Annotated in this window: 13 protein-coding genes; 6 read left to right on the forward strand and 7 right to left on the reverse strand. The window is 35.8% G+C overall.

The window, feature by feature from the left end:
• Positions 1-44: 44 nt before the first annotated feature.
• Positions 45-1,736 carry a DUF6909 family protein gene (locus BLS98_RS07335; protein WP_089735075.1) on the reverse strand — a complete coding sequence of 564 codons (1,692 nt, stop codon included), beginning with the start codon at positions 1,734-1,736 and terminating at the stop codon, positions 45-47.
• An 880-nt stretch (positions 1,737-2,616) separates the two neighbouring features.
• Here BLS98_RS07335 and BLS98_RS07345 point away from each other — a divergent pair.
• Together BLS98_RS07345 and BLS98_RS07350 are read left to right on the forward strand one after the other, a co-directional pair.
• On the forward strand, positions 2,617-4,812 hold the full coding sequence (locus BLS98_RS07345) for a glutamine synthetase III family protein (RefSeq protein WP_089735080.1): 2,196 nt from the start codon (positions 2,617-2,619) through the stop codon (positions 4,810-4,812).
• Positions 4,813-5,319: 507 nt separating this feature from the next.
• Positions 5,320-6,030, forward strand: coding sequence for a C40 family peptidase (locus BLS98_RS07350; RefSeq protein ID WP_089735083.1), 711 nt, complete (start codon positions 5,320-5,322; stop codon positions 6,028-6,030).
• A 211-nt stretch (positions 6,031-6,241) separates the two neighbouring features.
• Here the strand turns inward: BLS98_RS07350 and BLS98_RS07355 are convergent, their stop codons facing one another.
• The 6 genes from BLS98_RS07355 to BLS98_RS07380 all read right to left on the reverse strand — a co-directional run bounded on the left by BLS98_RS07355 (position 6,242) and on the right by BLS98_RS07380 (position 12,584).
• Positions 6,242-6,823, reverse strand: coding sequence for a pentapeptide repeat-containing protein (locus BLS98_RS07355; RefSeq protein ID WP_089735085.1), 582 nt, complete (start codon positions 6,821-6,823; stop codon positions 6,242-6,244).
• Between the two features lie 82 nt (positions 6,824-6,905).
• Positions 6,906-8,135 (reverse strand): rod shape-determining protein RodA, encoded by a 1,230-nt coding sequence (rodA, locus tag BLS98_RS07360; protein ID WP_089735087.1) that lies wholly within the window; start codon positions 8,133-8,135, stop codon positions 6,906-6,908.
• Positions 8,132-10,180 (reverse strand): penicillin-binding transpeptidase domain-containing protein, encoded by a 2,049-nt coding sequence (locus tag BLS98_RS07365; protein WP_089735089.1) that lies wholly within the window; start codon positions 10,178-10,180, stop codon positions 8,132-8,134. The genes rodA and BLS98_RS07365 overlap by 4 nt, the downstream gene beginning before the upstream one ends.
• A complete protein-coding gene (locus BLS98_RS07370) occupies positions 10,177-10,683 on the reverse strand; it encodes a rod shape-determining protein MreD (RefSeq protein ID WP_089735091.1) in 507 nt (168 codons plus the stop codon). The genes BLS98_RS07365 and BLS98_RS07370 overlap by 4 nt, the downstream gene beginning before the upstream one ends.
• Positions 10,676-11,530: a rod shape-determining protein MreC gene (mreC, locus tag BLS98_RS07375; RefSeq protein ID WP_089735093.1), complete on the reverse strand. Its 855-nt coding sequence runs from the start codon at positions 11,528-11,530 to the stop codon at positions 10,676-10,678. Before mreC ends, BLS98_RS07370 begins: the two co-directional genes overlap by 8 nt.
• A gap of 28 nt (positions 11,531-11,558) precedes the next feature.
• Positions 11,559-12,584 carry a rod shape-determining protein gene (locus BLS98_RS07380; RefSeq protein ID WP_045491741.1) on the reverse strand — a complete coding sequence of 342 codons (1,026 nt, stop codon included), beginning with the start codon at positions 12,582-12,584 and terminating at the stop codon, positions 11,559-11,561.
• A gap of 351 nt (positions 12,585-12,935) precedes the next feature.
• On the opposite strand from BLS98_RS07380, the gene hemA reads away from it, so the two are divergent.
• Genes hemA through hemE form a run of 4 tightly spaced genes read left to right on the forward strand, consistent with a single transcriptional unit; the run spans position 12,936 to position 16,924 of the window.
• Positions 12,936-14,210 (forward strand): glutamyl-tRNA reductase, encoded by a 1,275-nt coding sequence (hemA, locus tag BLS98_RS07385; protein ID WP_089735094.1) that lies wholly within the window; start codon positions 12,936-12,938, stop codon positions 14,208-14,210.
• A complete protein-coding gene (hemC, locus tag BLS98_RS07390) occupies positions 14,197-15,105 on the forward strand; it encodes a hydroxymethylbilane synthase (RefSeq protein ID WP_089735096.1) in 909 nt (302 codons plus the stop codon). The genes hemA and hemC overlap by 14 nt, the downstream gene beginning before the upstream one ends.
• A 57-nt stretch (positions 15,106-15,162) precedes the next feature.
• The gene (locus BLS98_RS07395; protein ID WP_089735098.1) at positions 15,163-15,846 is read left to right on the forward strand and encodes a uroporphyrinogen-III synthase; all 684 of its coding nucleotides are present in this window, start codon (positions 15,163-15,165) and stop codon (positions 15,844-15,846) included.
• A 46-nt stretch (positions 15,847-15,892) separates the two neighbouring features.
• Positions 15,893-16,924: a uroporphyrinogen decarboxylase gene (gene hemE, locus BLS98_RS07400; protein ID WP_089735100.1), complete on the forward strand. Its 1,032-nt coding sequence runs from the start codon at positions 15,893-15,895 to the stop codon at positions 16,922-16,924.
• Positions 16,925-16,969 lie beyond the last annotated feature (45 nt).

Consider the following 16,969-nt stretch of genomic DNA (forward strand, 5'->3'; position numbering starts at 1 on the left):
GCTGTAAAAACAGCTGAGGTTTGTATTTTCATTAGAAATTAAGATTATTTCTTAGCAGAAACTTCTTTCTTTCCATGTCTTAAGATCTTTTCAAGGATTCTTAAAGTAATCAGATAGGTTGGTTTTACTCCTGTAAGACCTAAACCACCCGAAGACAGAGTACTTCCTGTTTCCAAAGGATTATCCGAAGCGTAATATGCATAACAAACGAATAGATCCGGTGAAATGTGATGTCTGATCTTCGAAGCTACCTGAATGGCTTTCTGATAGTGTGCACCTTCCATTTCAAGACCAATCGCCTTCCATGAAGTATTCATAAAATACGAAAGGATATCTTTATTCTGAAGAGAAGTTCCTAACACCGTAATCATTGGCCCTTCAAAAGCCTTCAGCTCATCGTCATTAAAATCATCAAGCTTCAACGCATTTTCAAAAGGATAGTTATCAGCAGTTCCTTCAAAGATGTGAGAAGTTGGGATCATAATATCTCCTTTTGCTCCCGTAAGAATTCCTGCTTTACCCATAATGGAAACAGATTTTACATGCATCATGTAAATTTCTCCTTTATGTTCATAAGGTTTCAGTAATTCATCCATTACCTCAAAAGCCTGTTCTCCGAAAGCATAGTCAAATACCATTACCACATCATCTCCTGAAAATTTAGTATCGGCAAATGGAGTATTTTTCAGATTCATTTTGCTAAGGTCAATGATCTGGACATCAATATTACTTCCACTTTTATCAGCAATATGGATCATCCCTTCATCCATGGCAAATTTTAATACCTTGTCACGAAGTTCTTTTTTATTGGAGATCTCTTCGTATAGTTTATAATCTACCTCATTATTGTGCTTCTTTTTAAGAGCATCATTTGCATACAGCATATTCTTCACAGAGTGCATGTTTGCTGAAATGATATGCAACGGACGGGTATGAAGATTGTTTTCAAATAAAACGTCTTTCACTTTATTAGCCCATTTTTCACCAAAATAATGATGTCCTACTCTTTCCTTTAAAATAGCACTGAAATGAATTTCTCTTTCTCTTGACCCTTTTGCATCTTCAAGACTTACTTTTCCTAAGTTATAGATGATTTTAAATAAACGGTCAGGATTATCATCATCTCCAAATGTATTGTAAGCTCTTAATGTTTCATCAAAAGATCTTCCTATTAAAGAAGAAAGGTGGATTAATGCCACTTCTTTTTCTTTTCTGCTGAATTTCTTTTCGCCCTTCACCACTTCTTCAATAATTTTGAAAGCGCGTATCGGTTTCCAGTTTTCATCCTGAATGAATGCCAGGTTACGGATTTTATCAGCTTCTATAAATAGGAATGTAAGGTGGGTAAGAATGTCATAAATTTCGGAACGGCCCAAAAGAACCTCAATATTCATCTGGTGTTCGTCTATTCTATAACAGTTTCTTCTTCTTTTCTTTGGAACAATAGGTTCGAAACTTCCTTTATCAAACCCTTCATCAGATGTAAGATGAATAAAAGCACATTCTTCAATCCCTTCCGGAAGCCTGTCTAGCACATACATTAAACCATCAAGTTCCAATTTGTTCGGGATATTCATGGTACCATAAATTTCCGGATTGATGGTTTTCAACAAGCTTCTAATACTTTCTCCTGAAACACCTCCTGGCTTGAAAAATCCTCTATAAAATAAATGTCTCATAGAAATGTATAATCTTTCAATAGCCTCCGTTGTCTCTCTTGCTCTAGAATTTGTCATAAAATAAATTTCACACAAATATACGAAATCTCCGCTCAACTTATTTTAACTATCTTTTAATTAAGTTGTTTAAAACCCATAAATAGGCAGTATTATTTTAAGATATAATGATCTTCTTGTTTATTTTAATATGAAATGAATATTACTGTTTTAATCTTATATTTATACAAGCATACATTTTAGGGCTGAGGTTAAAAAACAAATTCAATTTGGATCGTAACATGTCAATATCAAAAGTATTTACCCTGATCAAAGACAAATTAAATAATATTTCTCTTTTTTGGAAAGTATGGATATGTCATATCTTAATTTATTTTTTACTGCTGATTATATTTCTAATCATAAAAGAGGGTAAGGCTGATGACGATATTTTTCACAACAACAACATCCTCTTATTACTATTGAGGAGCACCATAATAGGATTATTTGGGATATTGGACGGCATTGGCGGATTAGTTATTATATCAATGGTAACCATGTATCTGGTTAATCTGTACTTTCAGAAGTTCTACATAAGTTATATTGTATCATTAGCTCTCACTTATCCTGTTTTTATGCAGTTTTGTAATGAAGGGTATGGCTCAAATTCTATAACTGTTGTATGTCTGGTAATAACAATTATAATTAATATGGTTATTTTTAGAAAACATATCATAACTACATAGAAAACCTCCAACACTGTATTTCTTCCGCTGTTCAATGCTGTTTTCTATTTTAACTTTCCGTAACAATAAGTCTTAATTCCAAATCACCCCTCTTAAAAAAGTAAAACCACTGTTTAAATTTTAGTTAAAATTCAAAATACCCCTAAAAAAAACAGGGGTAAAATATTTTTTATTCATTTTTTTTGTAAATTTGCCCTGTAAAAAATCACCCAAATATGTCAACGTTAAGATTCAAAGCATTAGAAACCCTACCATTTAAGGATTTCAGAAAAGATAACTCTGTTGAAATCCCTGCAAAATTATCGGAACTATTCTGTAAAAATGTTTTCTCGGAAGAAACGATGAGAGAATATTTAACAAAAGAAGCATTCGGTTCTATCATGGATGCCATTAAAAAGGGCACTAAGATCCAAAGACATATCGCAGACCAGGTAGCTGTAGCGATGAAAGACTGGGCTATGAGCAAAGGAGTAACTCACTATACTCACTGGTTTCAGCCTTTGACAGGGACAACTGCAGAAAAGCACGATTCTTTCTTCACCCCTATTGAAGGAGGTAGAGCTATTGAAAGATTCAGCGGAAACATGCTAATCCAACAGGAGCCAGATGCATCATCTTTCCCTAACGGAGGAATCAGAAATACTTTTGAAGCAAGAGGATATACTGCTTGGGATCCTACATCTCCTGCATTTATCATGGGAACTACATTATGTATTCCATCCATCTTCATTTCTTATACCGGAGAGACTTTAGATTACAAGGCACCTTTATTAAGAGCTTTGAATGCCGTGGATGAAGCTGCAACAAGTGTAATGCAGTATTTTGATAAAAATGTAACTAAGGTAACTCCTACTTTAGGTTGGGAGCAAGAATATTTCCTTGTTGATTCAGCGTTATACCAATCACGTCCGGATCTTGTATTAACAGGAAAAACATTATTGGGACACTCTCCTGCAAAAGGACAACAATTAGATGACCACTACTTCGGTTCTATCCCAACAAGGGTAATGAACTTCATGAAAGAGCTGGAAATTGAGTGTATGAAGCTTGGAATTCCAGCAACAACAAGACACAACGAGGTAGCTCCAAACCAATTCGAGCTAGCTCCAATGTTTGAAGAAGTAAACGTTGCAGTAGACCACAACTCTCTATTGATGGACATCATGGCAAGAGTTGCTCACAAGCACCACTTCCACATCCTATTCCACGAAAAACCATTCGCAGGAGTAAACGGAAGCGGAAAGCACAACAACTGGTCTTTAGCTACTGATACTGGAGAAAACCTTTTAAGCCCAGGAAAAAACCCTAAGAAAAACTTACAGTTCTTAACATTCTTCGTGAATACGATTAAAGCGGTTCATGAATATGCTGACCTCTTAAGAGCAAGTATCGCTTCTGCAAGCAACGATCACAGATTGGGTGCTAACGAAGCTCCACCTGCAATTATCTCCGTATTCATCGGAACCCAGCTGTTCAGCGTTTTGGAAGAACTTGAAAAGGTAACAAACGGAAAACTATCTCCGGAAGAAAAAACAGAATTAAAATTAAATGTAGTTGGAAAAATCCCTGAAATTCTATTAGACAACACCGATAGAAACAGAACTTCTCCATTTGCATTTACAGGAAATAAATTTGAAATCAGAGCCGTAGGATCATCTGCAAACTGTGCAGAATCTATGACGGTAATGAATACGATTGCGGCAAAACAGCTTAATGATTTCAAAAAAGAAGTTGATGCTCTAGTTGAAACAGGTCTTAAGAAGGACGAAGCTATCTTTAATGTATTAAGAGAATACATCAAGCAGTGTAAAAACATTATGTTTGAAGGTGACGGATATTCTGATGACTGGGCAAAAGAAGCTAAGAAAAGAGGATTGAATAACCTTAAAACAACTCCTGAAGCTTTAAAACAGGAAATGGATAAAAAATTCTTAGATCTATATGAAGAAATGGGAATTTTCAACCACAGAGAAGTTGAAGCTAGAAATGAAATTAAATTAGAAAAATACTCTACGGTTATTGATATTGAAGCAAGAGTGTTAAGTGATATCGCAAGAAACCACATCATTCCTTCAGCTTTAAATTATCAGAACAGATTAATTGAAAACGTAAAAGGCCTTAAAGAAATCTTTGGTGACAAAGAATTCAAATCTTTGGCAAAAGAACAGATGAGTTTAATTACCAGCATTTCTGAAAATGTTTCTATCATTAAACTTGGTGTTGAAGAACTTCTTAAAGCCAGAGAAGCGGCAAAAAGCATATCAGACAGCCAAAAGCAGGCAGAAGCATACTGCAACAAAGTAAAACCTTTATTTGACGGAATCAGAGAGGCATCTGATAACCTTGAAATGATGGTAGACGATGAGCTTTGGCCGATGACAAAATACAGAGAGATGTTGTTTACAAAATAACTCTGTAAAGTTCCATATTAGTTAAATTCCTCAGTTTTTCTGAGGAATTTTTTATTATCCCACCTTTCATGATGATGGATTCTCTTTGTTAAGATTTTATAGTTTCTTACTTAAAACAAATTTTCCAGATCAGATTTTATATGGAAAAGAGACTTAAGATGTAAGAGTATTTGCAAAAACCCCACAAAACCCTATCAACACAGAGTTTCTCAATAATTTATTTTACTTTTTTAACAACCTTGAAAATTAGAGTTTTAAATTACAAAACGTGATTTATAGAAGAAAATCGATAGATTTTGTTAAAGAATCTTAATAAAAAAAACCGCAGGCTTGCCAAAAATAGGCAGTTGCGGTTTATTTTTCTTTAACATATGTAAACAATATGTTAAATAGTGTTAAAATAAGATCCTGACAATTATCATATCAGGGGTCTTTTACTCGGAATCTCTACTTTTGTATTGCTTTTGAAAATAAATATTCCCTTTTAACACGGTTAATCAAATATATATGAAGAAAAGAGTTTTGTTTTATTTAGTTGCTTTAGTTACTACAGTATCATTGCAATCGTGTGCTACCAATTATGTAGTGTCAAAACCAGCAACTTACAGTAAAGAATACAAAACAGATGCCAAACTAGCTTCTATTGATAACAAAAAAATGGAGCAGGATAAGCAGAAATTAATCGACTCTTTTCTTGCTGAAAAGGCCGCATCTATAGCAAATGCTAAAAAAGCTGTTAAGAATTCTGAGATTGCAAAAGCAATCAAACACAATAAAACCATTGACGGTATCCTTGAAGAAGCTGAAACATACCTAGGAACTCCTTACAGATATGGAGGAACTACAAGAAGAGGTATTGATTGTTCAGCTTTCGTTCTTTCTGTTTTCGGAGCTGCAGCAGGTCTTACTTTACCAAGAGTAGCGGCTTCTCAGGCTCAGGAGGGTGAAAGAATTGAAAAAGGAGAATTACAGAAAGGAGACTTAATCTTCTTTTCTCACGGAAGAAGAATTTCTCACGTAGGTATTGTAGAAAGTGTTACTGAAGAAGGAGAAATCAAATTTATTCACGCAGCAACATCTAAAGGAGTAATGGTTTCTTCACTGAATGATTCTTATTGGGGACCTAAATTCAGATTCGCAAAAAGAGTAATCAATGCAGAAGGAGAAGCTTACAACAATCTAGCTTCTACTACTCAAGCTACACCAGCAAATTTTTAATTTTATAAATAATTGATTTAAATAATGAAGTCATCAGAATTCTGATGGCTTTTTTATGTATCATACTCTCTTATTAAGCTTTGGCTAAAGCCAATGGAACAGATTGATATAAAAAAGCGGGCTAAAGCCCGTTTCTATTGAATTTTATTATTGATTATAGTAAGGTTCTTTTATTAAAAAACCTTGACGTCTTAGCATTACCTTTTAAAACCTAGCTATTTCTGTCTATTTCAATATCTAACTTATACAACAGCCCATAGACTTCCGAAAGCGAAAATTTAGCCTTTTTAAGCTTATTTAAAGCAGGATCTATAGAATAGTTAACAGAAGTTCTAAAATCTGCTTTTTCAAGATTAGTAGTCTCAAAAACGGCCCCTGAAAGATCACAGTTATTAAAGACAGCACCAAAAAGGTCACATTCTGCAAAATCCACCTCAATCAGTTTAGAGTTCTTAAAAAGAGTTTTCTTTATGGATGTCTGGTAGAAGACAGAATTATTAAGCACACAGCCATCGAACTTAAAAGACAAACCAAAGGCATTACAATCATTAAAAGGCAGGCCCAGCATTTTACATTCCATAAAAAGAACATCCCGAAAAGCTGCCGAGGTAAGCTTTGTCATACTGAGGTTACAACCTACAAATTCGCAGTCTGTAAAACTAAACCCGGATAGGTTTCCATATTCAAAACTGCAATTCTTAAAGGTACAGTTCTCATACTCTCCTTTTTCCAATGGAAATTGCGTAAAATCTGTATTTTCAAAATGTTGATCTGAGATATAAGTATCTTTCATAAAAAGTAATGATTTATAGGTATAACAATAGCCTCCACAAATTTTGCAGATCTAAAAGTAAGGTAAATCGTTTTGGAAATAGCTATACTAAGCTGTTCTTGTCCGAATAATTAAGTTTAAAGAAAATAAAAGTCATCATGGAAAAGGCCAACAAAGAACTTCCACCATAACTAAAATAAGGAAGTGGAATTCCTACCGTTGGGAAAAGCCCCATAACCATTCCTAAATTGATAGAAAAGTGCATTAAAAGGATCGAAGCAAAACAAAACCCAAATACGCGGTTAAAAGTTGACTTCTGCCGTTCTGCAAGGTAATAGATTCGTCCGATGTATACCATGTAGCATAAAATAAGGATAGCACTTCCCAGGAATCCCCACTCTTCTCCTACGGTACAGAAAATATAATCAGTTTCCTGTTCTGGAACGAATTTCCCCTGAGTAACCGAACCTTCACGGTATCCTTTTCCTAAAAGTCCTCCAGATCCAATTGCTGTTTTGGAATATAATAAGTTGTATCCCGAAGTATCTCTAAATGCTTTTTCACCTTTATAAAGAACCTCAATTCTTTCTCTCTGGTGTTTAGGCAGCTTTTCTAAAATATAAGGAGAACCAAACGCTAGTCCACATAATAGAAGAATAGATCCTGAAATTCCGGAGATTGAAATTACATCCCAGGACATTCTATGGTAATTCATCGCGATCAAAACGCCGGCAATTAGTAAAATAGCTCCAGCTACATACACTGGCGGAATTGCTAAAGCCACCAAAAAAACAGCTGCGAAAATGAAACCTATCCCAAATAACCAACCACTCAATCCTTCCCTGTATAAAGCAATAAAATATGCAATGAATACAAGCATAGATCCTACATCCGGAATAGCCAGCACTACCACAGCCGGAATACCAATAATTCCTAAAGCAGTAAGTAAAGATTTTCTATTCTTAAGATTAAAATCGGGGCCTGAAACATAGTTGGCCAACATTAACGCTGTACCAATTTTCGCAAATTCTACAGGCTGCATGGTAAAACTTCCGAACTTATACCAGTTCTTCTGCCCCAAAATTTCTTTACCAAAAGGAAAAAGCCCTACCAGTAAGAGTACCCCGCCTATATAAATAATACCTGCCATATTTTCGAAGAACTTACTTCTTCCCACAAATATGATAAGCCCTACAAACACAGAGATACAGAAGAACATCAACTGTTTTTCTCCAAGCTTCTGGTCAACACTGTAAATATTTGCAATAGCAAAGATGCAAAGCATGAAATACAGTCCTAGACCTAATTTATCTATTCCTTCTGTCCATTTCATTGCTTTACAGGTTTTTTAGCAGTGTTATTATTTTTAGCCTTCTCTTCGTCTATTTTCTTTTGGAGCTTGGCTTTTTGTTGCTTAACCAATTCCAGACTATCCTTTATTCTTTTTTGTTTAATGGAGTCAGGTTTAGGGTCTTTATAAAGCCCTTTACGTTTTAAATCTGCAATCCATTGTCTTTTGTATTCCGGCATGAAACTCGAGGTAATCATTTTCTTGTACAGATTTTCTCTTTTCAAATCTCCGGTAATATATTTTTCAGCAATCACTGTACAAGCCGGCCCAGCCCAAGTAGCTCCAAATCCTGCATGCTCCATTACTGCCACAACAACAATTTTAGGTTTATCAGCAGGGGCAATTAATACAAAGATAGAGTTATCTTTTCCTTGCGGAACCTGTGCTGTTCCTGTTTTAGCTAGCTGTGTAAAATCATTGGATTTCAATCCTCTTGCCGTTCCTCTCAAAACTACGGCTTCCATACCTTTTAAAACAGGATCAAAATGTTTTGGATCTACTAACGTTTTATGTTTAACCTTAAATCTTGGATCAGGATTTGCCTTTCCGTCAATTGCTTTTACAATATGAGGCGTGTAATACCAACCTCTATTAGCGATAGCGGCCACATAATTGGCCAACTGAATAGGTGTTACCAAAACGTCTCCCTGTCCCATTCCATTATAAATAGCACCGGTTGACATTTCATCCCAGTTTTTAAAATCAGTTTTCTGGGATCCACTTGCTTTCATGATGGCTTTAAACCTTTTCTCATAAAAGTCTCCAGAAGGTATTCTCCCCTTCGCCCCAACAGCAAAGTCATTATTTAAAAACTCTCCAACTCCAAAACTACTCATAATCTCTTTCCATTCATCAACACCTTTTGAAGGATTTCCAGGATATTTTTTGATGATAGCAATAAATGCATAGGTAAAGAAACAGTTACTGGAAACCTGAATAGAAGGAATAAGCGGATCTGCTCCACCATGTCCTTTAATCCTTTTCCCTTTATAGAAAAACCCACCTCCACAAGGGAAAATAGTTTTATCAGTCATTACTCCCATTTGCATTGCAGCCAGGGCAGTTAATAATTTAAAAGTGGAACCTGGAGGATAACCTGCCTGTAAAGAACGGTCAAAAGTTGGCTTATTTTCATAAAGCGTATCTTTTGACAGGGCGTATAAGTTTTTAGATTTATAAGGTCCGGTGAAAAGATTCGGGTCAATATCTGGTCCGGTTGCTGCAACTAATACTTCTCCGTTATTCGGGTCTATCGCTACAACTGCACCGTGTTTATTAACAAGCATTTCTTCAGCAGTTCTCTGAAGATCATAATCAATAGTCAGGGTAATATCTTTACCAGTAACTACATCTTTATCCAAAGTTCCGTTTTTATAAGATCCGATATTTCGGAGCCTGATGTCTTTTTGGATATACTTCATCCCTTTTACCCCACGAAGCTCTTTTTCATATGACTTTTCTACTCCTGTTTTCCCGATAAAATCTCCAGGTAAATAGTAGATAGAGTCTTTTTTAATCTCTTTTTCATTTACTTCACTGGTATACCCCAAAAGATTTCCGGAAGTAGATACTTCGTATTGACGCTGAGGTCTCTGTACAATATTAAACGCCGGATATTTAAAAATAATCTCCTGCACTCTTGCGATATCTTCTCTGCTGAGATCCTTTAAAAAAGTCATAGGAGTCAGCTTAGAATAATACTTTTCTTTTTTAATAAAATTGATCTTATTGATGAAGTCCGCTTTAGAGATCTTCATCAGACTGCAAAAGCCTAATGTATCAAAATCAGGCTTCATTAAACCTTGGGTAAAGGAAACTTCATAAGCAGGCTGGTTTCCTACCATGATCTTCCCATTACGGTCAAAAATAACTCCTCGCTGAGGAATTACATATTCAATTTTAATGGAAGTGTTGGCTGCATTCAGTGCATAACGGTCTGTAAACAGCTGTAAATAAGCAAGCCTCGCTACAAAAATAAGAGCGATTACAACAAGGACGGAAAAAATTTTTAAATAACGTGTGTTCAAACTTTTTGTTTGATTTTAAATATTAATGCGTAGATAACGATAAATATAAACGAAATTACACTAGTTACCAAAACATTAAATAATATTTCAAAAAACCTGCTAAACTTAAAGAACTCAATATATTGTACTAAAAGCTGATGCAGGAAGATACTTGAAAATAAAAACAGCAAAAACTGCGCCCATTGAAGGGACTGAAAAGAGAAAAAGTCTGTAGAGGTATCTGTAGACGTTCTGAATATCAACGTTCTGAAATAAGCAATCAACGTTGTTGCAAAAGCATTAATCCCCCATGTATTAAGGAATCCATCTACAGAAAGTCCTATTAAAAAGCTTAGTGCTAAGAACTGAAATTTATTTCTGAAAAAAGGATAGAACATGACAAATACAGGATATAATACCGGAGTATATTTCCCAAAAATAGTAATTCTGTTCAATACAAAAATCTGTAATGCAACAAGAAAAATCATGATTAATATATCGGTAAATAAAGTCCTGCTAATCATTTTCCTTTTTTATTACAGCTTGCATCGTGTCCTGAATTTTCTGCACTTCGGCTTTTTTCAGATTTTTCACGACATACACTTTATTCAACGCTCCCATTTTTTCACTCAGCTCCACAGAAATATCCCAGAAACCGGTTTTATTATCTACTGAATATCCGGCAATAGTTCCAATCATCACCCCTTTCGGGAAGATAGCTGATTTACCGTCTGTAACAACAGAATCTCCTACTTTTAAAGCAACATATTTAGGAATATCTGCAAGGTGCATTACCCTGGAGTTATCCCCATTCCATGTTAACGTTCCAAAATATCCGGAATTTTTCAGGGCTGCATTAATTCTGATCGTATTAACGCTCAATACAGATTGAACCAATGCATAACTGTCTGTAGAATTGATAACAATCCCCGCAATACCTCTAGGTGCCATTACCCCCATCTGAGGGAAGACTCCATCTCTACGGCCACGGTTGATTGTAAAATAGTTATTTCTTCTGTTGATACTGTTGAAAACAATTTCACCATCAACAAAAGTATAGATCTGACCACCTCCAATGGTATCATGCACTCTTTTGAAAACAGGATTCTTTGTTCCATCTTTTCCATAGAGTTCTGCCATAAGAGCTTTATTCTGAACAACAAGATCTTCATTGATCTGTTTTAGCTTCAGATAAGAAACTCCCTCGTCGATATACCCGGAAATCCATGAATTTAACGCAGCCGTTTGGCCCGCAATCCAGGATCTCTGCATGGCATTTCTAGAGAATATCAGAACCAGAGCAATAATTTGCAGGAATATAAAGAAGACAAAAAGTGTGTTCTTCGAAAATAATCTCAGCAAAAATCCCATTCAGATATATAGTCGTAAAAAGTTAAAATTATTTAATTAAGAAATTGAATTTATCCATATTCTTAAGGGCAATACCAGTTCCGCGAACTACCGCTCTCAACGGATCTTCTGCCACAAATACAGGAAGACCTGTTTTTTTGTGAATTCTGTCCGCTAAACCTCTTAATAATGCACCTCCTCCGGCAAGATAAATACCAGTTTTATAAATATCAGCAGCCAATTCCGGCGGTGTAAGGGAAAGAGTTTCCATTACAGCATCTTCAATTCTGATGATAGATTTATCTAATGCACGTGCAATTTCCTTATATCCAACCATAATTTCTTTAGGTTTACCAGTAATAAGGTCTCTACCTTGTACCGGGATATCCTCGATATCTACATCAAGATCTTCTACTGCAGAACCTACTTCAATTTTAATTCTTTCAGCAGTTCTTTCTCCAATATAAAGGTTATGGTGAGTTCTTAAGTAATAAGCAATATCATTAGTAAATACGTCTCCTGCAATCTTCACAGATTTGTCGCATACGATACCTCCTAAAGCTACTACAGCAATTTCAGTAGTACCTCCACCTATATCGATGATCATATTTCCTTCAGGTTTCTGTACGTCGATCCCAACTCCTATAGCAGCTGCCATTGGTTCGTAGATTAACCTTACTTCTTTTGCGTTTACTTTCTGAGCTGAGTCTCTTACCGCTCTTTTTTCAACCTCAGTAATACCAGAAGGAATACAGATTACAATTCTTAATGCAGGCTGTATGAATTTACCTTTAATTCCAGGAATTTTCTTGATAAATTCCTTAATCATATGTTCAGAAGCGTGGAAATCTGCGATAACCCCATCTTTCAATGGACGGATCGTCTTGATATCTTCGTGAGTTTTACCTTGCATATGCTTCGCCTGTTCACCTACCGCAATGGGTTTACCCGTAGAGCGTTCAATTGCAACAATTGACGGTTGATCTATAACAATTTTATTATTATGGATGATAAGGGTATTGGCTGTTCCCAGGTCTATCGCAATTTCTTGCGTAAACATATCAAATAAACTCATATTTTTCTTCTGATTTTAAGTTTACAAAGATATAAATTAAACACTACTAAAGAAATTTCATCACAACTTAATTTGGTTAAAATTTTATTAAAATTTATAATTCTTTATTAACTTTCTGTTTAGATAATTACAGAGTTTGATTTCAACTAAAATTAACGGAGGAATTTGGACCATAAAAACATGAAGAAAAGCAGAAAATAAATGGATTGGTAAAATTTCCTTTAGCAGCTTAAGTTTTGAGCATTCTTTTTCTTTGTATGATTTACTTCCACCCTATAGTTTTTTACGATAATTATCATATACACTATCAGAGGATGATTAATTAAAAAAAGCGTAAATTTGCGACTGCTTATGTTACAGTATTCCAACATCCATCGAACATCGAATTTTGCCGTGCTTTCTATAAGCTACGAAAAGGCCGATGTAGAAACGAGAGGAAAGTTTGCATTCTTTGATGAAAACATCAAAAACTTTGTTTCCCGCGTCCATCAGGAAGACCTTGGGGATGCATTTGTGGTTTCCACATGTAACAGGACCGAGATCTATACCACATCTTCCAATTATCTTTTAGTTGCAGAAGAGTATTGCAAAACCATTGGAGTAAATCTTACAGATTTTCTTCAGTTTGCCAATATCCTAACCAAAGAAGAGGCTTTAATACACCTTTTCAGAGTAGCTGCCGGCTTAGAAAGCCAGATTATCGGAGATTTTGAGATTATCGGTCAGATCAAAAAAGCATACAGCCGTTTTAAAAAAGAAAGACAGAATTCTAACCCTTATCTTGAAAGAGCTATTAATGCTGCTATTCAGATTTCCAAAAGGATAAAGAACGAAACTGGAATTTCTAACGGAGCCGCTTCTGTTTCTTATGCAGCTGTTCACTATATCTTAAACAGCCAAAAGAGAATTGCTGAAAAGAACATTCTTCTTCTTGGTGTAGGTGAGATTGGACAGAATACGGTAGAAAACCTGGTAAAACATGTTTATCAGCCGAAAATTAAAATCGCAAACAGAACTCAGGAGAAAGCTGAAAAAATTTCCCAGAAATATAATATTCCTCATGTTGATTATTCTGATGTTGACAAGGAATTAAAAAACACTGATATCCTAATCGTGGCCACTGGGGCAAAACACCCAATCATCAACCAATCGCATTTCCCGAACGGAAAGGAAACATTGGTGATTGATCTTTCCATTCCTCACAACGTTGAAAAGAATGTTACAGAAAATAAAAATGTAACCTTAATTGATGTTGATGAGCTTTCAAAACAAATCCAGGAAACAATTCAACAAAGGGAAAAAGAAATTCCTAAAGCTGAAAAGATCATTAAGGAACTGATGAAAGACTTCATTGAATGGGAGAAAAAAAGAAAACTAGCACCAAACATTCATCATTTCAAAGCTGTTTTAAAGAACATGGAACGCAATGAAATGCATAACTTTTATAAGAAAAATAAATATATAGGTATTACGGACATGGAACTTTCTGATAAAATGATCCAGAAGATCACCAACCGTTTTGCAAAATATATCATCGATAATCCTTTAAAAGCCGAAGAAATTAGTAAATTAATGCACGAAATATTAGTTGAACAACCAAACAACGAATTCAATGAAAAGCATTAGAATCGGAACAAGAAATTCCGCACTTGCACTTTGGCAGGCTAGAGAGGTTGCGAGGCACCTTCAGAACAACAATTATTTAACGGAAATCGTTCCTATCGTTTCTTCTGGCGATAAGAACCTTAATCAACCTTTGTATTCATTAGGGATCACCGGGGTTTTCACAAGAGACCTTGATACAGCCTTATTGAATGATGAGATTGATATTGCTGTTCACTCATTAAAGGATGTTCCTACCCTATTACCTCAGAATATTGAGATGATAGCCTATTTGGAAAGAGATTATCCACAAGACATTCTCATCAGAAAAGCATCCGCAAAAAACAAAGAGCTTCATGAACTGAAGCTTGCAACAAGCAGTTTGAGAAGAAGAGCTTTCTGGTTAAGACATTTCCCTAATACTGAATTTTCAGATATCCGTGGAAATATCCAGACCCGTCTTCAAAAACTTGAAGATGGAGATTTTGATGCCACCATTCTATCTTTGGCTGGGATCAAAAGAATGAAAATGGAAATTGATTATGAAATGCTTCCGGTAATGATTTCTGCCCCATCTCAGGGCGTTATTGCTGTGGCAGGACATTCCGACAAACCGGAGATCAATGAAATACTAAGACAAATCAATCACCAGCCTACTCAAACCTGTGTAGAGATTGAAAGAAACTTCCTAAGCACTTTAGAAGGAGGATGTACAGCCCCTATCGGAGCTTTTGCAGAGATTATTGAGGATCAGATCCGCTTTACAGCAGCACTTTGCTCGCTGGATGGTAAAAACTGCATTGCTATTGATGAGAACTTCGAGTACAACTCTACAGAAGATTTTGGACAAAAATTTGCAAAAGTAGTACTGGAAAATGGTGGAAAAGAATTGATGGCAGAAATCAAAAGCCAGATCTAAGAGCTTTTAGATTTCAAGCTTCTCTTTTAACCCCTTTTCATTTTCTAATCAACAGACATGAAAATCTTATTTACCAAAAATATAGACCAAGCAACAATATCCAAAGAATTAGGAGAGGATATCTCGGTTGACTGTGTTGAGGTAATTAAGACCAAACCTATTCTGATCAGCCCGTTTGATCTGAAAAATTACTCGTTGATTTTTACCAGCGTAAATGGTGTAGCTTCTTTTTTTAAAAACAGATTTAAGCCTAATGAGAATTTCACGGCTAAAAACTACAACAAGATCTACTGCGTTGGTGAAAAAACCAAGAAAGCATTAAGGAAACATGGCTTTGGAACATTTAAGGTATTAAGAAATGCTGATTCGCTTTCCAGATTCATTATCGGAAACTGCCAGCATGAACAGTTTCTCCACTTTTGCGGTAATCTTGCCATCAACGTGCTTGATAAGGAGCTTCCTCTTCAAAATATTAAGTATAAAAAGATTACAATCTACAATACGGAGGAAATCAATCCTTTAATTCCTGAAAAATATCATGCCGCAGTATTTTTTAGTCCAAGCGGAGTTCGTAGTTTTGCAAAGCAAAATTCCCTGAAAGATATGAAGCTGTTTTCGATTGGAGAAACCACCTCCGGGGAATTAAGAAATTATACTCACGAGAACATTTTTACGTCTGAAGAAAATACGCTGAGCTCTATATTTGAGCTGATAAGACAGGAAATTGTGAGCAAACTTTAAAATTTCTGTTACCGCATTATGACGGTAATATTAGATTAAATAGATTATGATTAAAAACGACCTATATTTAAAAGCACTTCGCGGAGAAACCGTTGAAAGACCTCCTGTCTGGATGATGAGGCAGGCTGGAAGATATCTGCCGGAATTCATTGCCTTAAGAGACAAATATGATTTCTTTACAAGATGTCAGACACCTGAACTTGCTGCTGAGATTACATTACAGCCTATCCGCAGATTTCCTTTAGACGCGGCGATCCTGTTTTCTGATATTTTGGTAGTTCCACAGGCTATGGGGATTGATTTCAAAATGAAAGAATCCGTTGGTCCTTGGTTGGATACTCCGATCAGAACAATGGAACAGGTTCAGAATATCGAAACTCCGGATGTGAACGATACTTTAGGATACGTTTTTGATGCTATTGAATTAACGCTACAGAAATTAGACAATGATATTCCATTGATCGGTTTTGCCGGATCTCCATGGACAATTCTTTGCTACTGTGTAGAAGGAAAAGGAAGTAAGGCTTTTGATATTGCTAAGTCTTTCTGTTTCCAACAGCCTGAAGCGGCTCATTTATTACTTCAAAAGATCACTGACACTACCATTGCTTATCTTAAGAGAAAGGTGGAAAAAGGTGTTTCTGCTGTACAGGTTTTTGATTCATGGGGAGGAATGCTTTCTCCAACTGATTATCAGGAATTCTCTTGGCAGTACATCAACCAGATTGTTGAAGCATTAAGCCCTCTTACTCATGTAGTAGTATTTGGGAAAGGATGCTGGTTTGCATTGGAAGATATGACGATGTCTAAAGCTTCTGCTCTTGGTGTTGACTGGACTATTAAACCGGAATTCGCAAGAACACTAACGAATCACACGATGACTTTACAAGGAAACTTTGACCCTGCAAGATTGCATTCAACTCCTGAGACGATCAAGAAAATGGTGAACGAAATGATCAACCGTTTCGGAAAAGACAGATACATCGCCAACCTTGGACACGGAATTCTTCCAAACGTTCCTGTTGAAAATGCTGAAGCGTTCATCAGAGCAGTTGTTGACTGGAAGCCGACGCTTTAAAACAAGAATTAACTTTCACACCGAAAGTTCGATAATAAAAAAAGC

This window comes from Chryseobacterium jejuense, assembly GCF_900100075.1.
GTDB classification, from domain to species: Bacteria; Bacteroidota; Bacteroidia; order Flavobacteriales; family Weeksellaceae; genus Chryseobacterium; species Chryseobacterium jejuense.